This window comes from Zunongwangia sp. L-65 (assembly GCF_056859415.1).
On the sequence record NZ_JBSXOK010000068.1, the window covers coordinates 120,134 to 137,663 of the forward strand.

The following is a 17,530-nucleotide window of genomic DNA, read 5'->3' on the forward strand; positions in this document are numbered from 1 at the left end:
TAATATTGGGAAGTAAACTCTTCGCGAAAAGATTAGGTAAGATTATCTAAGATTTTTGTGTGGTGGATTCAGGGCTTCCAATCAATAGAATGAAAAGCGGAATACGCAGACCTTCAATCTTTCTGGTGGTGTGAGGGGTGCTACTCCGTCATTCGATGGCGGAGCCATCCACTTGATTGGGGCATTGTGTTATTGTTATTCAGTTCTACTTTCTGTTTTGATATATCCTACAACGAATGGTTCCTTGTCTTCAATTTGAAAATCTAAAGTTGACCAGTGGTCAATAATTACTGATGTTTTTATTAAGGTTAAAGCATCCTCATCACTTAATTCAATTCCATCTTCTGTTTCTTCCATTTATCAGGATGTTCTTCTAATCTTCTTTTCGCCTCTTCTTCGGTAACCTCCTTAACGTCAACGATGAGCTCATTTTCATACCAATTAGGATTGGTCTTCTACCTCATTTTGAACGTTACTAAACTTACAAACTAGAAATCTATTTTTGAGGAACTCGCTGAAGGATGTGTATATCGGTACACCTTGATTAAATTATATTCTTAAAATCGTAAAAACCCAGATTGTAGAATTGATCCCTATTTTCAATATCTTCGGTTTCTCCGATATAGTATTGATCAACTTTCTGCGAATAAATAATATAAACAAAATGCATCATGGAAGATAACAAAAAAGCCACACTAAAACTAGTGTGGCTTTTTGCTCCCCCTCTTGGGCTCGAACCAAGGACCCTCTGATTAACAGTCAGATGCTCTAACCAACTGAGCTAAGGAGGAATATATCAATATGTCTTCAGCATTCCCGGCAGCTGAATTTGCCTTTAAAATTTTTTGCTCCCCCTCTTGGGCTCGAACCAAGGACCCTCTGATTAACAGTCAGATGCTCTAACCAACTGAGCTAAGGAGGAATTTGCAATCAATTTTGCGGATGCAAATATAACGGAATTTTTAATTATCACTAAATAATATTCAAAAAAATAAAGCAGTATTTTAAATAAAATTGAATTTGGAAAAAATATTAGTGCTATGAGTCTGAAAATCCATGATTTATACATTTTTATAAAAAATGTAAATATTGCAAGTCAACCAGATGTTGATGCTATAGTAAATGCCGCAAATGCTAAACTCCCTCCGGGGGTTAACAATACGATTTATAAAATCGGGAAATAAACTTTAGGAAAACGACAAACCTGAAGATAGAATATTCTATCAGTATATTATAAAACTCACTGAAAACATAAAATCAAGTAGGTGGTTATACCTGAAATTTCAACAGGAATTTTCTGTTATTCCAAAATTAATGCCGTTGAAATGGTTTTTAATACAATTTTGACGGAAGCAGAAGGGTTAAAACACTTGCAAAGGCTTAAATTTGTATTGTTCAGGACTGAAGATTTAGAATTTTATAAAAATCGATTGGCTGAAATTTAATTAACGATGTGGATAAACTGCATAGTTCATTAAAAAAATAAATCTTGATTATCGATTTACAAAACCAACCTCTTATGTTTGATTTTACGGCAACCTATACCGATCAATACCAACTTGCAATGTCGCAGGTTTATTTTAAAAATGGAAAACGAAACACCAAAGCCGTTTTTGATTATTATTTCAGAAAAATCCCGTACGGAAGTGGTTTTGCCATTTTTGCAGGGTTAGAAGATTTACTGGAAATTATTACAAATCTTCGGTTTAGTAAGGAAGATATTCAATTTTTAAAGCAATACGATTTTGAGGATGATTTTTTAGAATATCTCGAGAATTTTAAATTTTCAGGAAATATTTACTCGGTACAGGAAGGGGATGTAGTTTTTCCAACCCGACCTGTTTTACAGGTGGAAGCCAATTTAATCGAAGCTCAGATTATCGAAACGATTTTATTGAATTTATTAAACTTTCAAACCCTTATAGCAACCAAAGCCAGTAGAATGCGATTGGTGTCTCGAGAGCGGACTTTGCTTGATTTTGGGTTGCGACGTGCACAGGGTCCTGGCGGTTATTACGCCACGCGAGCGGCCATGATTGGCGGTTTTAACGGGACCAGTAATGTCATTGCCGGTCGGGATTTGGATATTCCGGTTTCTGGAACGATGGCGCATTCGTTTGTGCAGAGTTATGATGATGAGCTTACCGCTTTTAGGGAATTCGCCAGAGGCCGGCCTAAAGCTTGTGTGCTTTTGGTGGATACTTATGATACTTTAAAAAGTGGTATCCCCAATGCGATTACAGTGGCAAAGGAAATGGAAGAACAAGGCCAAAAATTAATGGCTATTCGTTTAGATAGCGGAGATTTGGCATATTTGGGTAAAAGAGCGCGACAACTTTTAGATGCTGCTGGTCTCGAATATGTGAAAATTGCGGCTTCAAATCAATTAGATGAATTTGTGATTAAAAGTTTACAGGAACAGGATGCGCCAATCGATATTTACGGAGTGGGAACAAATCTTGTGATTGGCAAACCTGATGCAGCTTTAGATGGTGTGTATAAGCTCACATTTTCAGACGGAAAGCCAAGAATCAAGATTTCAGAAAGTTTGATTAAAACCACTTTGCCGCATCGAAAGCAGGTATACCGAATGAAAGATAAAAACGGAGAGTGTGCAGGGGTCGATGTAATTGTGATGGAAAACGAAAACGATACTGAACTGTCTAAAGTTTTTCATCCGTCAGAACCTTACAAGTTTTTAGATGTTTCCGCTTACCAAAAAGAAGCATTATTGCAACCAGTAATGGAAAATGGCATAATGAAAATCAAAAAAAGAACACTTTCTGAAATTGCGGCATACAGCAAATCGAGATTGGCAGAATTACCACTTGAGTATAAACGCTTTAACAATCCGCATATTTATAAAGTCAGTATCTCAGAAAAATTAAAGGCAGAGAGGGATCGATTAATTAGCGAACATAAAATGTAAAATGGCATGAAGGCTTTACTTCTTATAGACGTACAAAACGATTTTATGCCTGGCGGCGCCTTAGCCGTTCCCGATGGCGATAAGATTGTACCAATAATTAATAAAATTCAGCATCAATTCGATTTAGTGCTTGCTACCCAGGACTGGCATCCGGAGGGTCATGCAAGTTTTGCCAGCACCCATCATAAAAACCTTTACGAGGTAATTGATTTAAACGGAATCGATCAGGTCATGTGGCCGGATCATTGTGTGCAGGGTAGTAGGGGTGCCGATTTTCATCCTAAGCTGAAATTGAATAAAATCGAAGCGATTTTTAGAAAAGGTACCGATCCTGAAATTGATAGTTACAGTGGGTTTTATGATAATGCTCATTTAAAATCTACTGGTTTAAGTGGCTATTTAAAAGAAAAAGGAGTAACCGAGCTATATTTTGCCGGTCTGGCCGGTGATTTTTGTGTAGCTTTTAGTGTTAAGGATGCTTTAGCTGAAGGTTTTGCAGCTTTTTTAATTGAAGATGCCACATGCGCTATAGATGCTACAGGTTTTGAAAAAGCAAAAGCTGGAATTGTTGAAAAAGGAGGGAAGATATTATATGCAGATGAGGTATAGGATATTTTTTATATTCATTGTTTTTTTGAGCTTTTTCAGTTGTAAAAACGATACTTCTACCAAAGTTGAAACTGAAGTAACATCTATGGATCCTTATATGGCTCCATCAGACAGCATTCCCGAGCGCACCTCTGCTGCGGCATTAGATTTAAAAAAGTATCAACTTTTTATAGATACTACAAAGACTTCGGTTTTTTATCAGCAATTAGATTCGGTGATCACTTCCGAAGTAAGAAAACATGAAAATTCTATATTTAAACTGGTTGAGATTAAAAAATATAACGATCAGTTTTTACTTTACGAGCCTTGCGACGGTACTATTCCGCGTTATTACATTTCTAAAGGGGCTATAGATATTTACGGCCAGAACGAAAATATTCATTTTAAATTAAAGGATTTTATGCTGAGTGCAGGAAATCAGGTGTTGTTTAAAGATGAAAGGGACCGTAGCTTAAGTCTTAAGGAAGTAAATGAGAAGGTGATCCGGTTAAAGTACGGTGATTCACGTGCGGTATATGTTACTAAAATCGAAAATATTCCGCAATTTGAAATGATGGTAAATAACTGTTTTGGCCAAAAAATAAAGGAGTTCGATAAATTTCAGGAATGAATTGCCTAAGGATGGTTTTATTCATTCTGTAAGAAGCTTTCTAAAAATTGAGATAGTGAATATATCCAAAGTTTAGCCAAATGGTCCAGTCGTTCGATTTATTTTGCGGCCCTTGTACATTTAAGCCTTCAATGTAATCACTGCCATAATACTGCCATTTAATTTCAGCCACTAAATCACTATTTCTTCCCAGTCGATAGCGCGTGCCTCCCCCAAACACGAAATTATAGGTGAACCCGCTATCTAAATTAAGTCCCCCCTGAAAAGCAGGGAATAAGACTCTAGGATTATCGATGGGTCCAAGATCACTGTACGCATCAGGGATGTAGTAAACTGCATGTATGCCTGCGGTGATATATGGAGAAAAGCGTTCTGAAAAAATCAGAAACTCCCTAATTTGGGTAAAGTGCCATTCCAGTTGCGTACCTATTTCGAATATATTGGTTTCACCGTGCATAGCTCTTAGCATTTCTCCCCTGGGGTTGTTTTGGTAAGAAATAGGGCCGTAATGGTTTAAGTAAGAATGAAAATAATCTATTTCTGTTCTTACCCTAAAAAAGTCTTTAAAATAGCTTGTGCGGTAATTATTCCCGGTGTATACAAAATTCATGTAATGCTGAAATCCTACCCCAAAACCGGTGTTGTAATAAAAGTTTCTAAATTCACCGCGTTGTCCATAATCGGAAGTAATAGCTGCCGGCCCGGCAGTAACTCCTATTTCGTGCAATACCTGCCCAAAAGAATAAGGAGATGAAATGCATAAAAAACCGATTAAAAATATGATACGAATCCGCTTCAATACAGGGGGTTAAAGGATTTATAGGCAAATATATAAAAAGAAGATTAGGTATTTTTAAATTGAGTTTTTCTTTTTTTTAATGAAATTCAATAGAAAGTTAATATTGTATGAAAAACTAAAATTTTATCGATAATTTTTATATATCTCATATATTTGCACCTCGAAAAAACATTTTTTTTAAACAAACTTAAGCGACGCCTTATGGAAAAAAATATACAGGATTTCTTGGATAAAGTGTCTAAAAGAAATCAAAATGAACCCGAATTTTTACAAGCGGTTCATGAAGTTGCTGAAACCATAATACCTTTTATTGAACAAAATAAAAAATATCAAAACGCTAAATTATTAGAGCGTATGGTAGAGCCAGAGCGTGTAATCATGTTCAGAGTATCTTGGTTAGACGATGAAGGTAACATTCAGATTAATCGCGGTTATCGTGTACAAATGAATTCGGCCATCGGACCATACAAAGGAGGTCTGCGTTTTCATCCATCGGTAAATTTAAGTATTCTTAAGTTTTTGGCTTTTGAGCAAACCTTTAAGAATAGTCTTACAACCTTACCTATGGGTGGAGGTAAAGGAGGTTCAGATTTTGATCCAAAAGGAAAGTCGGATAATGAAGTAATGCGTTTTTGCCAAAGTTTTATGCTAGAGCTTAGCAAGCACATAGGGCATAACACTGATGTTCCTGCCGGAGATATTGGAGTGGGAGCACGTGAAGTTGGGTATATGTTTGGCCAGTATAAAAGATTACGAAACGAATTCACCGGAATTTTAACCGGAAAAGGATTGTCTTACGGTGGATCTTTAATTCGTCCAGAAGCAACTGGTTACGGTAACGTATATTTTACCCAGAATATGCTAAAGACCAAAGGAGAAAAATTGCAAGGTAAGACGGTAGTTATCTCTGGTTCTGGTAACGTGGCCCAGTACGCTGCAGAAAAAGCAATAGAGCTTGGCGCTAAAGTGGTAACCATGTCTGATTCTGGTGGATATATTTATGATGAAGAAGGAATCGATGCAGACAAACTTCAATTTATCATGGAGCTTAAGAACGAAAAACGAGGCAGGATCAATGAGTATACCCAGAAATATACCAATGCCAAGTTTTACGCAGATAAAACTCCGTGGGAAGTGAAATGCGATGTTGCATTGCCATGTGCTACACAAAACGAATTAGAAGAAGCTGATGCTAAGAAATTAGTAGAGAACGGTTGTATGTGTGTTGGAGAAGGAGCAAACATGCCATGTACACCAGAGGCAGTAGAAGTCTTTCGTGATGCTAAAATTTTATTCTCTCCTGGTAAAGCATCTAACGCGGGTGGGGTGGCCACTTCTGGACTGGAAATGACACAAAATTCATTGCGTTATAATTGGACCTCTGAAGAGGTTGATAATAAACTTCACGAAATCATGAACGATATTCATGAAAAATGTGTGGAATACGGTTGTGATGAAGATGGTTATGTAGATTACGTAAAAGGCGCAAATATTGCCGGCTTTGTTAAAGTTGCCGATGCCATGTTAGCTCAAGGTGTGGTATAAATCCTGATCTACATAAATAAGATAAAGCCGCTTGTAAAAGCGGCTTTTTTTATACCTTCCGTCACCAAAATCATACTTTAAGTTCGATGATAGTTAATTCTAAAGCAATTGTAATTAGTGCGCTGAAATACGGAGAGGCAGATCTAATCGTTAATTTGTATTCTTTAGAAAGTGGTTTGCGTACTTATATGTTACGTGGAATTCTAAAATCGAAGAAAGGAAAGTTTAAGGTAAGTCAGTTTCAATTATTAACGCAGCTTGAGATTGTCGCAAGTCATAAAAACAAGGGCACACTGGAATACCTAAAAGATGCCAAGGTGATCAATACCTATACCTCCTTGCATACCAATATGATCAAAACCAGCCTGGTGATGTTTATTGCAGAAGTTTTAAAAAGCGCGATTAGGGAAGAAGAAGCCAATTCCGCGCTGTATCACTTTTTAGAAACCGCTTTTAGCTGGTTGGATTTACATGATAAAACCGCTAATTTTCATATCATGTTTTTGCTGAAATTATCTGGTTTTTTAGGATTTCAGCCCGATGACCTAAATACCGAGCAGCCATTCTTTAATTTATTGGAAGGAACTTTTGAGCCTGTTAAAACGAACGATTATTGCGTAGAAGGAGAAAATCTTGATATTTTGCGGGCATTTTTAAATGTGAATTTCAATGATATGCAGCGGGTAAAATTGAGTGGTGAACAACGTGCTGACTTTTTAAGAATGTTGTTGCTGTACTACGAATTACATATCGAAGGTTTTAGAAAACCAAAATCCCTAACCGTTCTTAACGAAATTTTTAATTAATGCGAATTTTTGTATTTCTCTCTTATGTTCTTTTCAACATAAATTTGTTTTCACAAGATATTATTGTGCTGGATAGTGCTACTGAAGAACCTTTAAGCAATGTCATGATTTTTAATGCTGAAAAGACTAAAACTAGCCTGAGCAATTTTGAAGGTCGTGCGGATATATCTAAATTCGATAGTACCGAAGTACTTTTTTTTCAACATATCTCGCACGAGGTATTCAAAATTAAGAAGTCAGCTATTAAAAACCAGATTGTTTATCTTCAGGAAGATCAGAATAAGCTGGATCAGGTGGTGCTTTCTGTAGCAAAATTTCAGCTTCAGAAAGATGAAATTCCGCAGAAAATAGTAAGTATTGATAAAGAAGACGTACTGCTGAATAGTCCGCAAACCTCCGCTGATCTGTTAGAAAGTACCGGTCAGGTATTTGTGCAAAAAAGTCAGTTAGGTGGGGGAAGTCCTATGATCCGCGGTTTTGCAACCAATCGTGTGCTAATTTCTGTTGACGGCGTAAGGATGAACACCGCAATTTTTAGAAGTGGCAACCTGCAAAATGTGATTAATATAGACCCTTTGGCGATTGAAAGAGCAGAAGTGATTTTAGGTCCTGGTTCCATGGTTTATGGGAGTGATGCTATTGGCGGGGTGATGAATTTTTATACGCTAAAACCCCGATTTTCGTTTGGTGCAGAAACTTCGGTTAGTGGTAATTTCTACGGAAGGTATTCATCGGCAAATAACGAACAGACGTTGCATGCCGATGTGAATTTGGGAAGACGAAATTGGGCATTTCAGACCTCGATTTCTTATTCAGATTTTGACGATTTAAAAATGGGAAAGCACGGTCCTGATTCTTATTTAAGAACCGAATATGCTGCACGAGAAAATGGTGAAGACGTGATTTTGAAAAATGAAGATCCATTAATTCAAAAACCAACCGATTATACGCAGCTTAGTTTGCTGGAAAAAGTAAAATATATGCCCAATGAAACATGGAATTTTAGTTTAGGGCTAATTTATAGTGAGACTTCAGATGTTCCCAGGTACGATCGTTTGTATCGTCGTAGAAACGATCAGTTAAGGTCAGCCGAATGGTATTATGGGCCGCAAAGATGGTTTTTAGGCGATTTCAAAATTAATAAAAAAGGGAATGGCGATGTGTATGATAAAGCGCAATTTACTTTAGCTTATCAGTTTTTTGAAGAAAGCCGGCATGATCGTGATTTTGGCAAAGAAATTTTATTTAACACGAAAGAAAATGTAGGTGCTTATTCCGCAAATTTGGATTTCGAAAAGACATTTGGGGGCAGTAAGTTATTTTACGGAGTAGAATATGTGAACAATCAGGTAAATTCTGAAGGTTTTCAGGAAAATATAAATTCAGGTTCCAGACAACAGACGGTTTCTCGCTATCCCGATAATTCCAGCTGGCAGTCTTTAGCAGCCTATGCAACCTATCAGTTGCAAATTCAAGAAGCCTTGAATTTCCAGTCGGGTTTGCGCTATAATCATATTTTGTTAGACGCCCAATTCGAGGAAAACCTGTATGATTTTCCGTTTCGAGATGCTGATATTAATACCGGAGCGCTAACCGCAAGTGCGGGAATCAACTGGAAACAAAACCGGTTTTTACAATGGCGTGTAAATGCATCTACTGCCTTTAGAGCACCAAATATCGATGATGTGGGTAAAATTTTTGATTCTGAACCAGGATCGGTGGTCGTGCCTAATCCCGATTTAAAACCGGAGTATGCTTACAATGCTGAAGTTGGAGTGAATTGGACACCAGCTGAAAATATCCGATTTGGTCTAACAGGTTTTTATACCTGGTTAGAAGAGGCGATGGTGCGCCGCGATTTTAACCTGAATGGTAAAACTGAAATCGATTATCAAGGCGAAGCAAGTAATGTGCAGGCGATACAAAATGCATCTAATGCGCATGTTTATGGAGTTGAGGGAAGTGTTGAGGTCGATTTTTCAGTGGCTTTACGTATGGCTTCAAAAATTTCATTTACCGATGGTGAAGAAGAATTAGATGATGGGTCCAGTGCTCCTTTGCGTCATGCTGCGCCAATTTTTGGAAATACTCATTTAATCTGGCATAAAAAGAAACTAAAGCTAGATCTTTTTGCGGAATATAATGGCGAAATTAGTTATACTGATTTAGCAACATCAGAGCAGGGAAAGGCATATTTATATGCCATTGATGCGAACGGAAATCCATATTCGCCCTCCTGGTACACATTAAATCTTACCGGCCAGTACGATCTGGATGAAAACTGGTTACTTAGCGTTTCTTTAGAAAATATAACCGATCAACGTTATCGTACTTATAGTTCTGGCATTGCCGCAGCAGGCCGAAATTTGATTATTTCAGCTAGGTTTAGGTTTTAGGGGATTTATACCCGAAGTTGTTAGCAAAACATTGGCTATATTGAAGTAGATCGAAAACCATATTATAATTTCTCCAAAGTCATGGTAGGGCTCGATAAGGTGTACCTAACAGAAGCTGACAGTAATAAATTAGTTATTCGAAAGGAGGCTTTTAATGAGTGGTACCTAATTAAAGAAAAAACCAAAGGCACAGGGGAGTGGAAGATTTCTTCAGCATATAAAATGATCGACGGTTTTAAGGTTTTTAAAGCCACTACAACTGAAGTTACTGAAAATTCTAAAGGAAAATTTGAGCATGAGGTTGTCGCCTGGTTTGCTCCAGAGATTCCTTTTGGTTATGGGCCTGTTGGATACGGCGGTTTGCCGGGTTTAATTTTAGAATTGGAAATGAATAAATCCAATCTTCCGGTAATCTATAAGACGAAAGTGATTAATTTCAGCACTAAAAGTTTTGAACTCGAGCCTTTGGAAGGAAAAGAAATTAGTCCTTTAGAATTAGATGCGATGTATAAAAAAGCAACAGCTAATATAATAAAGTCAAAATGATAAGAATACTGAAGTTTTGGAGTATATTACTGCTTTCGTTGAGTGCTTTTTCCCAAAAAGGCACAATCTGTCATTATAAGATTGTAGACTTTAAGGAGTTTGAAATTAAAAAGCCAGATGATGAAACTCATCGGTATGCGGTAAATACATTAAATCAAGCAGTGGAGGCTACATTAAAGTTTGATTTTGTTTTACAATTTAACGATTCGGTTTCTTCGTTTCGGTTAGTAAATCAAATGGATAATGATGCGAATAAACCAGGTGTTGCTGCTATAGGTCATGCAGTAATCGGGAAAGGTGAATTTTACCAGAATTCAAAAAAAGGAATTTGGCTAAAAACTTCAGAAACTACCGGAAAAAAATATACGGTTCAGGATTCGATAGATTTCGATTGGGTAGTGACCAAAGAAACTAAGACTATCAATGGATTTACCTGTTTTAAAGCTGAACTTCCAGAAAATAAACAGATTAAAGAAGTTTGGTTTACGCCGCAGATCCCTACATCTTTTGGGCCTTTGGGTTTTGGTGGTTTGCCGGGTTTAATTGTTGAGGTGAAAAGAGGAACCTTTGTACTTTCTTTAGTCGAGATCAGTACCAATCAACCTGTAAACATTAAAAAACCGGATTTTGGTACATTAATTTCCGCAGAAAAATATAGCAAAATGATGGATAAAATGCGAGGTACTATTTTTAAAAGGAATTAAAATGAAAAATGTTTTCAGTTTACTTTTTATGTTTAGTGTTTTAACTGGTTACGCACAGGATTCTGGAATCGCCACCTACAAAAAAGAATGGATCAATTTATATTCTGAATCAGCAGCAGGGCGACAGGATAAAATAGCGAATCCGCAGAAATATAGAGAATACCGTGAGTTGGAAAAACTTCAGCAAAAGCTTACAAAGCAGTTAGCTTATAAACTGAAATTCGATAAAAATCGAAGCTTTTTTTATTTGGAAGACTTGCTGAGTATTGAAAATCAAGCCGACTTAGCCTTAGCTAAAGGCCCTTTTCAGGGAGAATATTATTTTAACCGAAAGACAGACTCCGTGATTTGGGCGATTAAAGCTTTGGGAGAAAAATTTCTTGTGAATTTAGATAAAATCGATTGGAAGCTGGAAAAAAAACGAAAAACAATTAGCGGCTATTCCTGTTTTAAGGCTTCGGCAAAGATTCCATTAGAAAGCGGCAAACTTCAAAGCGTAGTTGCATGGTATACTAGAGAAATTCCGCTTAATTACGGTCCGTTACAATACAATGCTCTGCCGGGATTGGTCGTGCAGTTAGAAACTGGCAGTGAACTTTATACACTCACCAAAATTCAGCAAAAAAAGATAACAATTAATGTGCCCCGAAAAGGAACATCTATTAGTGAATCTGATTTTTTTAAGCAATTTGAAAATTTTAAATTATGAAGAAATGCTATATCTGTCTTATCTTTCTATGTTTTACGTTTACTGTAATAGCACAAAGTGGAATCGCTACTTATAAAAAGGAATGGACTTCTTTTGGATCTGAAGAAGGAATGAAGGAATTAAAAAAGACCAATCCACAGCGATATCGAGAATATTCAAAAATGAAACTAGCCAGAGATCGACTCGCTAAGCGACTAAAATATGAGTTGAAATTCGACAAAAACGAAGCAGAATTTAAACTTCCTAAATTGATGAGTGTTGATGATGATCCATTCATGGGATTAGCCAGAGGGCCATCAGATGGAATCTATTATAGCAATTTAAAAACCGGAAATACTTTTTTCTTTACCGATTCTTTTAACAATAGTACCTATTTAATTGAGTATCCACCTTATAAATGGGAAATTACCAACGAGCAAAGAATGATTAATGGATTTTCCTGTTTTAAAGCTAAAGGAACTTTAAAAACCTGGGATGGAAGCTTAGAGGTTTGGTTTGCACCCCAGCTAAATATCCCATTAGGTCCAAGAGGAGTTACAGGCTTGCCGGGCTTGGTGGTTCAAGTGGAATATGGAGCTGAATTGTTCACTTTAATCGACATAGATTTAGAAGAAAAGCCTGCTGAAATTAAAAAGCCTGAAGCTGCTCATGAAGTTACACTTGCTGAATGGAAAGAAATACAGGCTAAAGCAAACAATAAAATTAAAAGTTTAATAAAAGGTGATAAGGAATAATATAGAAAACTATGAAAGAGAATTTAACTATTTTAATATGCTTTTTAGGCTTTTCAATGGGCATAAATGCGCAATCTTCGATAGAAAATAATAATTTTTTTACCTGAATGTCTTTATAAATGTGAACAAAACTATTTATGTAGAAGAAGAAAAAACGTCGTTTCAAGATGTACAAAATCAGGTTACAAAGATGCTGCGCAAGCAGCCTTTTAAAGTAGATCAACAGATTATATTCAGAATTTTTGGCGATAAAGATCTTGATATGGGCTATATCATCGATGTTAATGCTGAAATGAGAAAAGCAATTCAAGAAAATATAAAAACCGAGCGCTATCTTTTAGAAACAAAAAAGTTAAACATCGATGGACAAAACTGGTTTCAGAAAATCGATCTAAAAGCACTAAAACAATGAAGGATTTAAGGTGTTTTTTATTGATATGTTTTTTTGGATTTTCGTTAAACGCGCAAAGTCTGGAGGTGGTTTACGGGGTAAGTACAGAACTTGCGTTAACAAAAGAACAACTCGAAAAAATACCGGCGCAAATAAGAGAGAATTATAAACAATCATTTAAGAATCTAAAGTATATAAAATTCAGACTCCAAATAAATGATCAAGAAAGCTTATTTAAAATGCAGGAATCAATGGAAAATGAGGCCTTGCGCGGATTTGCATTTACCAAGATTGTGGCAGGTTTTAGTGGAACTTATTATAGCAACTCTCAGGAAGATATATGCTTAAATCAGAAAAATGCTTTTGGAAGGGATTTTATAATAAGTTCTAAAATGAGTAGTATCAAATGGCAACTCAGTAAAGAGCAAAAAACCATAAAAGGTTTCAAAGTTTATAAAGCTACAGGATTTGAAACCATTAAAAATAATTCGGGAGAGCATGAAATATCAATTATTGCCTGGTACACACCAGAAATAAATTTAGCCTTTGGACCGGCCAATTATGTAAATTTACCGGGGCTTATTTTGGAATTGAAAAGAAATAGGAATACCTATACTGTTGAAAGTATAGAAGAAAAAGAAGTTATCGAAATTGAAAAACCAAGCAAAGGCAAGCAGGTTACGCAGGCAGAGTTTGAAGAGATTGGCGCTAAAGTGATGAAGAATCTTGGGAGTAATTAAATAGGGATGCTGAAAAATTACAGGGTGTTTTTCATCTATTTTAGACTAAGTGAATATGAAGTAAGAATAGATTGATGAAATTACAATATCTACTAATTATAGTTATTTTTTATTTCAATTCAGTTGCTTCTCAAGAGAAGAATATAACTGTTAAATTCAATGTTTCATTGAAGGAACAGGATATAAATCCCAAAGCATCTGATGATTATAAATATTTTCAAAAAGTAATGCAAAAAGAGGTAAAGGAAATTTTACCTCATTTGAACTTTTTTGTTTTATCTAATCGACAATCGTTTCAATTTACTTTTGAAAGACCTATGTCCTTAGACAATAAGCCAGATGCTTTTATTAACTACGCAACAACATTAGTTTTTAATGGTAAAAGTATATATGGGAATGTTTTAGAAAAGAAGTCCTACTATATACCTAGAATTCTGGAAAAAACGAGAATGGTTGATCAAAATGCGTTAAACTGGAAAATAACTGATGAAAAAAAAGATATCTTAGGACAAGAATGCTTTAAAGCTTACGTAATTCCTAGCGAAAGTTATGAGGATTATGATAAATATATACCAATTTATGCATGGTTTGCTCCAAATTTAAATTATCAAGCTGGTCCGACGGCATATGCAAATCTTCCTGGATTGATATTAGAATTGGAAACAAATCTTTTAAAATATACTGCAGTTGATTTATCACTTACTAAAAAAAAAGTAGAAGTAATTAATAAGGAAAATTTAGATATATTAAGCCATAAAATGTTTGTTCAATTTTATGATGAGTGGAATAAAAACAATAGGCCTTCAAAATTCAATTAAAAATAGTTCAAACTTTTACTAATTTAATATAACTATTTGGCGTTTGTGCGATCATTTTTAAAATTTTTATTATTATTAATTTTGTTATTTACTACAGAGGTATCAATTGCCCAAACCTACACTGGCACTGTTAAAGACTCCGCCAATGCGCCACTTCATGGCGCTAACCTTATTGCGATCCCGGATAGTGATGATCTTAATATGGCCTTTTCTATTTCCGATGAAAAAGGGCGATATCGGCTTAACCTGGAAAAAGACAGTAGCTATGTGATAGAGATTAGTTATTTAGGCTATCAAAAAATTATCGATTCGATTATTGCCAGCCGTGATATTCAGAAAGATTATATCATGCAGGCCAGTAACGAAAGCCTTGAAGAAGTCCTTATCAAAAAGAAAATGGCGGTGGTCGTAAAAGAAGATACCACTATTTACCGTACCGATGTCTTTAAAACCGGTGAAGAGCGTAAGCTCCGTGAAGTTTTAAATAAATTACCGGGCGTGGAAGTGGACCGTGAAGGGACCATTACCGTAAATGGCAAAAAGGTGGATAAATTAATGGTCGACGGGAAAACATTTTTTACCGGAGACTCTAAACTTGCCGTAGAAAATATTCCTGCCGATGCTGTAGATGAAGTCGAGGTGCTGGATAATTACAGCGAAATCCCATTTTTAAAAGGCCTGGAAGACAGTGATAAAATGGCGATGAACATTAAACTTTCTGAGGGCAAAAAGAAATTTGCGTTTGGTGATATCGAAGTTGGCGGTGGTGTAGAAGATCGCTATTCCCTGCATCCTACCTTGTTTTATTATAGTCCGAAAACCTCTATAAATGTGATTGGCGATTTTAACAATACCGGGCAAAAATCTTTTTCTATGCAGGATTATATCAATTTTGAAGGCGGTTATTTATCGCTTATGGATCGCCCGAATGCGAGTAGTATTTATAACGATGACTTTGCGCAATTTCTGCGGAATGAAGATTTTACCTATAACAAAAATGAATTTGGCGCTTTTAACATCGCCCAGGAAATTACCAGCGATCTCGATCTAAATGCCTACACTATTATTTCCAATAATAAACTGGAAACACTGGAAGAATACAATATTACCTACATCGATGAAGAGCGTGGGTTGGATGAATTTCGCGAAACCCGGCAAAACAACGATCTGTTTTTTACACTAAATAAATTGCAGTTGCGCTATCGCCCAAATCCCGATGAAGATCTTACGTACGATGCCTATGTAAAAACATCTTCGGCTACAGCCAACGGAATTTTAAATTCGTTTACTCCGGTAGATTCTACGTTTATCAATACCATGGCAAAGCCCGATGGGATCGATTTTACACAACATCTAAATTACAGCAAACAGTTTTCTTTCGAGCATACCACTACACTAAATGTCGATTATAAATATTCAAAGAACGAAAATGACAAAGATTGGTTATTTAACGAGCCGATTTTTAATACGATTATTCCGTTTGTAGAAGAAGACAGTTTGCATTTATTTCAGCAGGTAAATACCACGCTCAACCAGGCCAGTTTGGATCTCAAGCATTATTGGGTGCTCAATAATACCAATCATATTTATCCGGCATTGGGGGTCAGTTTTTCAGATCAGCGTTTTAGCACTCTCGACGAGCAACAATTGGATTCCGGAGAAATTAATAGTTTTACTGAAGCCAATTTTAATAATGATGTTCATTACCGGTTGGTCGATCAATATGTAGGTTTTCAATATAAAACCATGTTTGGCGATCTTATTTTAAAACCCGGATTGTTTTATCATTATTACCTGTGGCAGGTGACCCAGTTTTCAGATGAAATTACCAATGAAAAAAAACCGGTGGTATTACCCGAATTTGAAAGTGAATATAAACTTGGGGGTTCAGAAATATTACGCTTAAATTATAGAATGCGGTCTAGTTTTAATAATGCTTCAAGCTATGCAAATCGCTATCGTTTAAGTAGTTTTAACCGCATTTATCGGGGCAATGAAAATCTTGAAAATCAATTATACCACACGCTATTATTAAGCTATTATAAGTTTAGTCTTTTTAAAGGCATTAATTATAATTTCTTTTTTAATTATTCGAACAGGGTACGATCCATTTTGAATACAACTATTTTAGAAGGAATTAATCAGATCTCGAGTCCGGTGTATACCGATTTACCCAATGAAACCTATAGCTTTCGTGGTTCTTTTACCAAGCGAATTAATGATTTTCGATTTACGGTAGATGGGAATGCGTCACTGTCCAGTTATAGCCGAATCGTAAACCAGAACACCATCGCTTATGATTCTGAAAATTATGGTTACGGCCTGCGAATACGAACTACTTTTGACGATCTCCCAAATTTAGATGTGGGCTACGAACATGATTTTAGTGCTTTTGGATCGGATAATTTTCAGAATAGATTTTTACAATTTCAACCTTTTGCCCGCTTAGAATATGACTTTTTAAACGGATTTATTCTGAAAGCCGATTACGAATATAATTATTACAAAAATCAGGAAAATGACCAGGTGAACCGTTTTCAAATAGGAAATGCCTCGCTGTTCTATAATAAATTAGATAGCGCCTGGAGTTTTGAGGTTGAAGTCAATAATATGCTGGATGCCAATTTTAGAAGAGAAAATTCCTTTTCAGAATTCATTGTCACCGATAGCCGCATATACCTACAACCAAGAACCGTTCTTTTGAAAATAGCTTATAAGCTGTAGGTAGTAATTAGAAGTTAGACCGCTTCGCTGTTAGATTTTAGAATCTACACTAAAATTTCTTGTCATCTGGATCAAGCCTCGCCGCAGGCAGGCGTAGTGGAGAACCTATATCATAATTAAGATCTCTCCACTCCGGTCGAGATGACATTTTTTTTCAGGCTAAAATTATGCTGAAAGCTACTTAATAATCTTTACAACTGTCAGGTCGATTTCTATGACAATTCCAAGCGCTTTTTATAATTTGTTTGGTTTTTAATTAGTCCCATAGGAATGTGTAACAATTTGTTGGTGACCGCATTTAGAACACTCATTTTATTTTTGCCCTCTTGGACTTTTCTTAGGTAATATACCTGCAGATCATTTTGCATCCTTACCGCCCTCATAGCGGCCATCTGAAGTACGGACTTCAAGGCCATATCTGCCATTTTCGATACCCTGGGCCTGGTTTTTAGGCTGGTGCCGCTCTGTTG

At 36.2% G+C, this 17,530-nt stretch carries 19 protein-coding genes and 2 tRNA genes; 15 read left to right on the top strand and 6 right to left on the bottom strand.

Translation table 11 applies throughout. The features are described from left to right. Nucleotides 1-195 precede the first annotated feature (195 nt). From AC13DP_RS13820 to AC13DP_RS13835, 4 genes are all read right to left on the bottom strand, one after another. On the bottom strand, nucleotides 196-357 hold the full coding sequence (locus tag AC13DP_RS13820; RefSeq protein ID WP_295178456.1) for a hypothetical protein: 162 nt from the start codon (nucleotides 355-357) through the stop codon (nucleotides 196-198). A gap of 187 nt (nucleotides 358-544) precedes the next feature. Further along, nucleotides 545-673, bottom strand: coding sequence for a GIY-YIG nuclease family protein (locus AC13DP_RS13825; RefSeq protein ID WP_483067964.1), 129 nt, complete (start codon nucleotides 671-673; stop codon nucleotides 545-547). Between the two features lie 44 nt (nucleotides 674-717). Next, nucleotides 718-791: transfer RNA gene (locus AC13DP_RS13830), tRNA-Asn, on the bottom strand. A 57-nt stretch (nucleotides 792-848) separates the two neighbouring features. Continuing rightward, nucleotides 849-922: transfer RNA gene (locus tag AC13DP_RS13835), tRNA-Asn, on the bottom strand. A gap of 118 nt (nucleotides 923-1,040) precedes the next feature. On the opposite strand from AC13DP_RS13835, the gene AC13DP_RS13840 reads away from it, so the two are divergent. The 4 genes from AC13DP_RS13840 to AC13DP_RS13855 all read left to right on the top strand — a co-directional run bounded on the left by AC13DP_RS13840 (nucleotide 1,041) and on the right by AC13DP_RS13855 (nucleotide 4,148). After that, nucleotides 1,041-1,184: a hypothetical protein gene (locus AC13DP_RS13840; protein ID WP_483067965.1), complete on the top strand. Its 144-nt coding sequence runs from the start codon at nucleotides 1,041-1,043 to the stop codon at nucleotides 1,182-1,184. Nucleotides 1,185-1,519: 335 nt separating this feature from the next. Continuing rightward, entirely contained in the window at nucleotides 1,520-2,929 is a 1,410-nt protein-coding gene (locus AC13DP_RS13845) for a nicotinate phosphoribosyltransferase (protein ID WP_483067966.1), read from the top strand. A 6-nt stretch (nucleotides 2,930-2,935) separates the two neighbouring features. Further along, nucleotides 2,936-3,538 (top strand): bifunctional nicotinamidase/pyrazinamidase, encoded by a 603-nt coding sequence (gene pncA / locus AC13DP_RS13850; protein WP_483067967.1) that lies wholly within the window; start codon nucleotides 2,936-2,938, stop codon nucleotides 3,536-3,538. A 25-nt stretch (nucleotides 3,539-3,563) separates the two neighbouring features. After that, nucleotides 3,564-4,148: a hypothetical protein gene (locus AC13DP_RS13855; RefSeq protein ID WP_295178448.1), complete on the top strand. Its 585-nt coding sequence runs from the start codon at nucleotides 3,564-3,566 to the stop codon at nucleotides 4,146-4,148. Between the two features lie 40 nt (nucleotides 4,149-4,188). Here AC13DP_RS13855 and AC13DP_RS13860 read toward each other — a convergent pair whose 3' ends face one another. Then, nucleotides 4,189-4,947 carry a THC0290_0291 family protein gene (locus tag AC13DP_RS13860; RefSeq protein ID WP_013069673.1) on the bottom strand — a complete coding sequence of 253 codons (759 nt, stop codon included), beginning with the start codon at nucleotides 4,945-4,947 and terminating at the stop codon, nucleotides 4,189-4,191. A 201-nt stretch (nucleotides 4,948-5,148) separates the two neighbouring features. Here AC13DP_RS13860 and gdhA point away from each other — a divergent pair, with 201 nt between their 5' ends. The 11 genes from gdhA (at nucleotide 5,149) to AC13DP_RS13915 (ending at nucleotide 17,060) form a co-directional block, all read left to right on the top strand. After that, entirely contained in the window at nucleotides 5,149-6,492 is a 1,344-nt protein-coding gene (gene gdhA / locus AC13DP_RS13865; RefSeq protein ID WP_347406103.1) for an NADP-specific glutamate dehydrogenase, read from the top strand. An 86-nt stretch (nucleotides 6,493-6,578) separates the two neighbouring features. Next, complete coding sequence (gene recO, locus AC13DP_RS13870) at nucleotides 6,579-7,298, top strand: DNA repair protein RecO (protein ID WP_483067968.1); 720 nt, start codon at nucleotides 6,579-6,581, stop codon at nucleotides 7,296-7,298. After that, nucleotides 7,298-9,694 (top strand): TonB-dependent receptor plug domain-containing protein, encoded by a 2,397-nt coding sequence (locus AC13DP_RS13875; RefSeq protein WP_272957320.1) that lies wholly within the window; start codon nucleotides 7,298-7,300, stop codon nucleotides 9,692-9,694. Before recO ends, AC13DP_RS13875 begins: the two co-directional genes overlap by 1 nt. 81 nt (nucleotides 9,695-9,775) lie before the next feature. After that, nucleotides 9,776-10,240, top strand: a complete 465-nt coding sequence (locus tag AC13DP_RS13880; RefSeq protein ID WP_483067969.1) for a GLPGLI family protein — start codon at nucleotides 9,776-9,778, stop codon at nucleotides 10,238-10,240. Next, nucleotides 10,237-10,944, top strand: a complete 708-nt coding sequence (locus tag AC13DP_RS13885; RefSeq protein WP_483067970.1) for a GLPGLI family protein — start codon at nucleotides 10,237-10,239, stop codon at nucleotides 10,942-10,944. The genes AC13DP_RS13880 and AC13DP_RS13885 overlap by 4 nt, the downstream gene beginning before the upstream one ends. Before the next feature lies 1 nt (nucleotide 10,945). Further along, entirely contained in the window at nucleotides 10,946-11,653 is a 708-nt protein-coding gene (locus AC13DP_RS13890) for a GLPGLI family protein (RefSeq protein WP_483067971.1), read from the top strand. After that, on the top strand, nucleotides 11,650-12,387 hold the full coding sequence (locus AC13DP_RS13895) for a GLPGLI family protein (protein WP_483067972.1): 738 nt from the start codon (nucleotides 11,650-11,652) through the stop codon (nucleotides 12,385-12,387). The genes AC13DP_RS13890 and AC13DP_RS13895 overlap by 4 nt, the downstream gene beginning before the upstream one ends. A gap of 121 nt (nucleotides 12,388-12,508) precedes the next feature. Next, nucleotides 12,509-12,799 (top strand): hypothetical protein, encoded by a 291-nt coding sequence (locus AC13DP_RS13900; protein WP_347406743.1) that lies wholly within the window; start codon nucleotides 12,509-12,511, stop codon nucleotides 12,797-12,799. Continuing rightward, on the top strand, nucleotides 12,796-13,518 hold the full coding sequence (locus AC13DP_RS13905; RefSeq protein ID WP_347406742.1) for a GLPGLI family protein: 723 nt from the start codon (nucleotides 12,796-12,798) through the stop codon (nucleotides 13,516-13,518). Before AC13DP_RS13900 ends, AC13DP_RS13905 begins: the two co-directional genes overlap by 4 nt. 74 nt (nucleotides 13,519-13,592) lie before the next feature. Beyond that, nucleotides 13,593-14,336: a GLPGLI family protein gene (locus tag AC13DP_RS13910; RefSeq protein ID WP_347406741.1), complete on the top strand. Its 744-nt coding sequence runs from the start codon at nucleotides 13,593-13,595 to the stop codon at nucleotides 14,334-14,336. A gap of 81 nt (nucleotides 14,337-14,417) precedes the next feature. Continuing rightward, entirely contained in the window at nucleotides 14,418-17,060 is a 2,643-nt protein-coding gene (locus AC13DP_RS13915) for a TonB-dependent receptor (protein WP_347406740.1), read from the top strand. Between the two features lie 212 nt (nucleotides 17,061-17,272). Here AC13DP_RS13915 and AC13DP_RS13920 read toward each other — a convergent pair. After that, the coding region (locus tag AC13DP_RS13920) for a transposase (protein ID WP_483067973.1) at nucleotides 17,273-17,530 on the bottom strand (258 nt) is incomplete at its 5' end.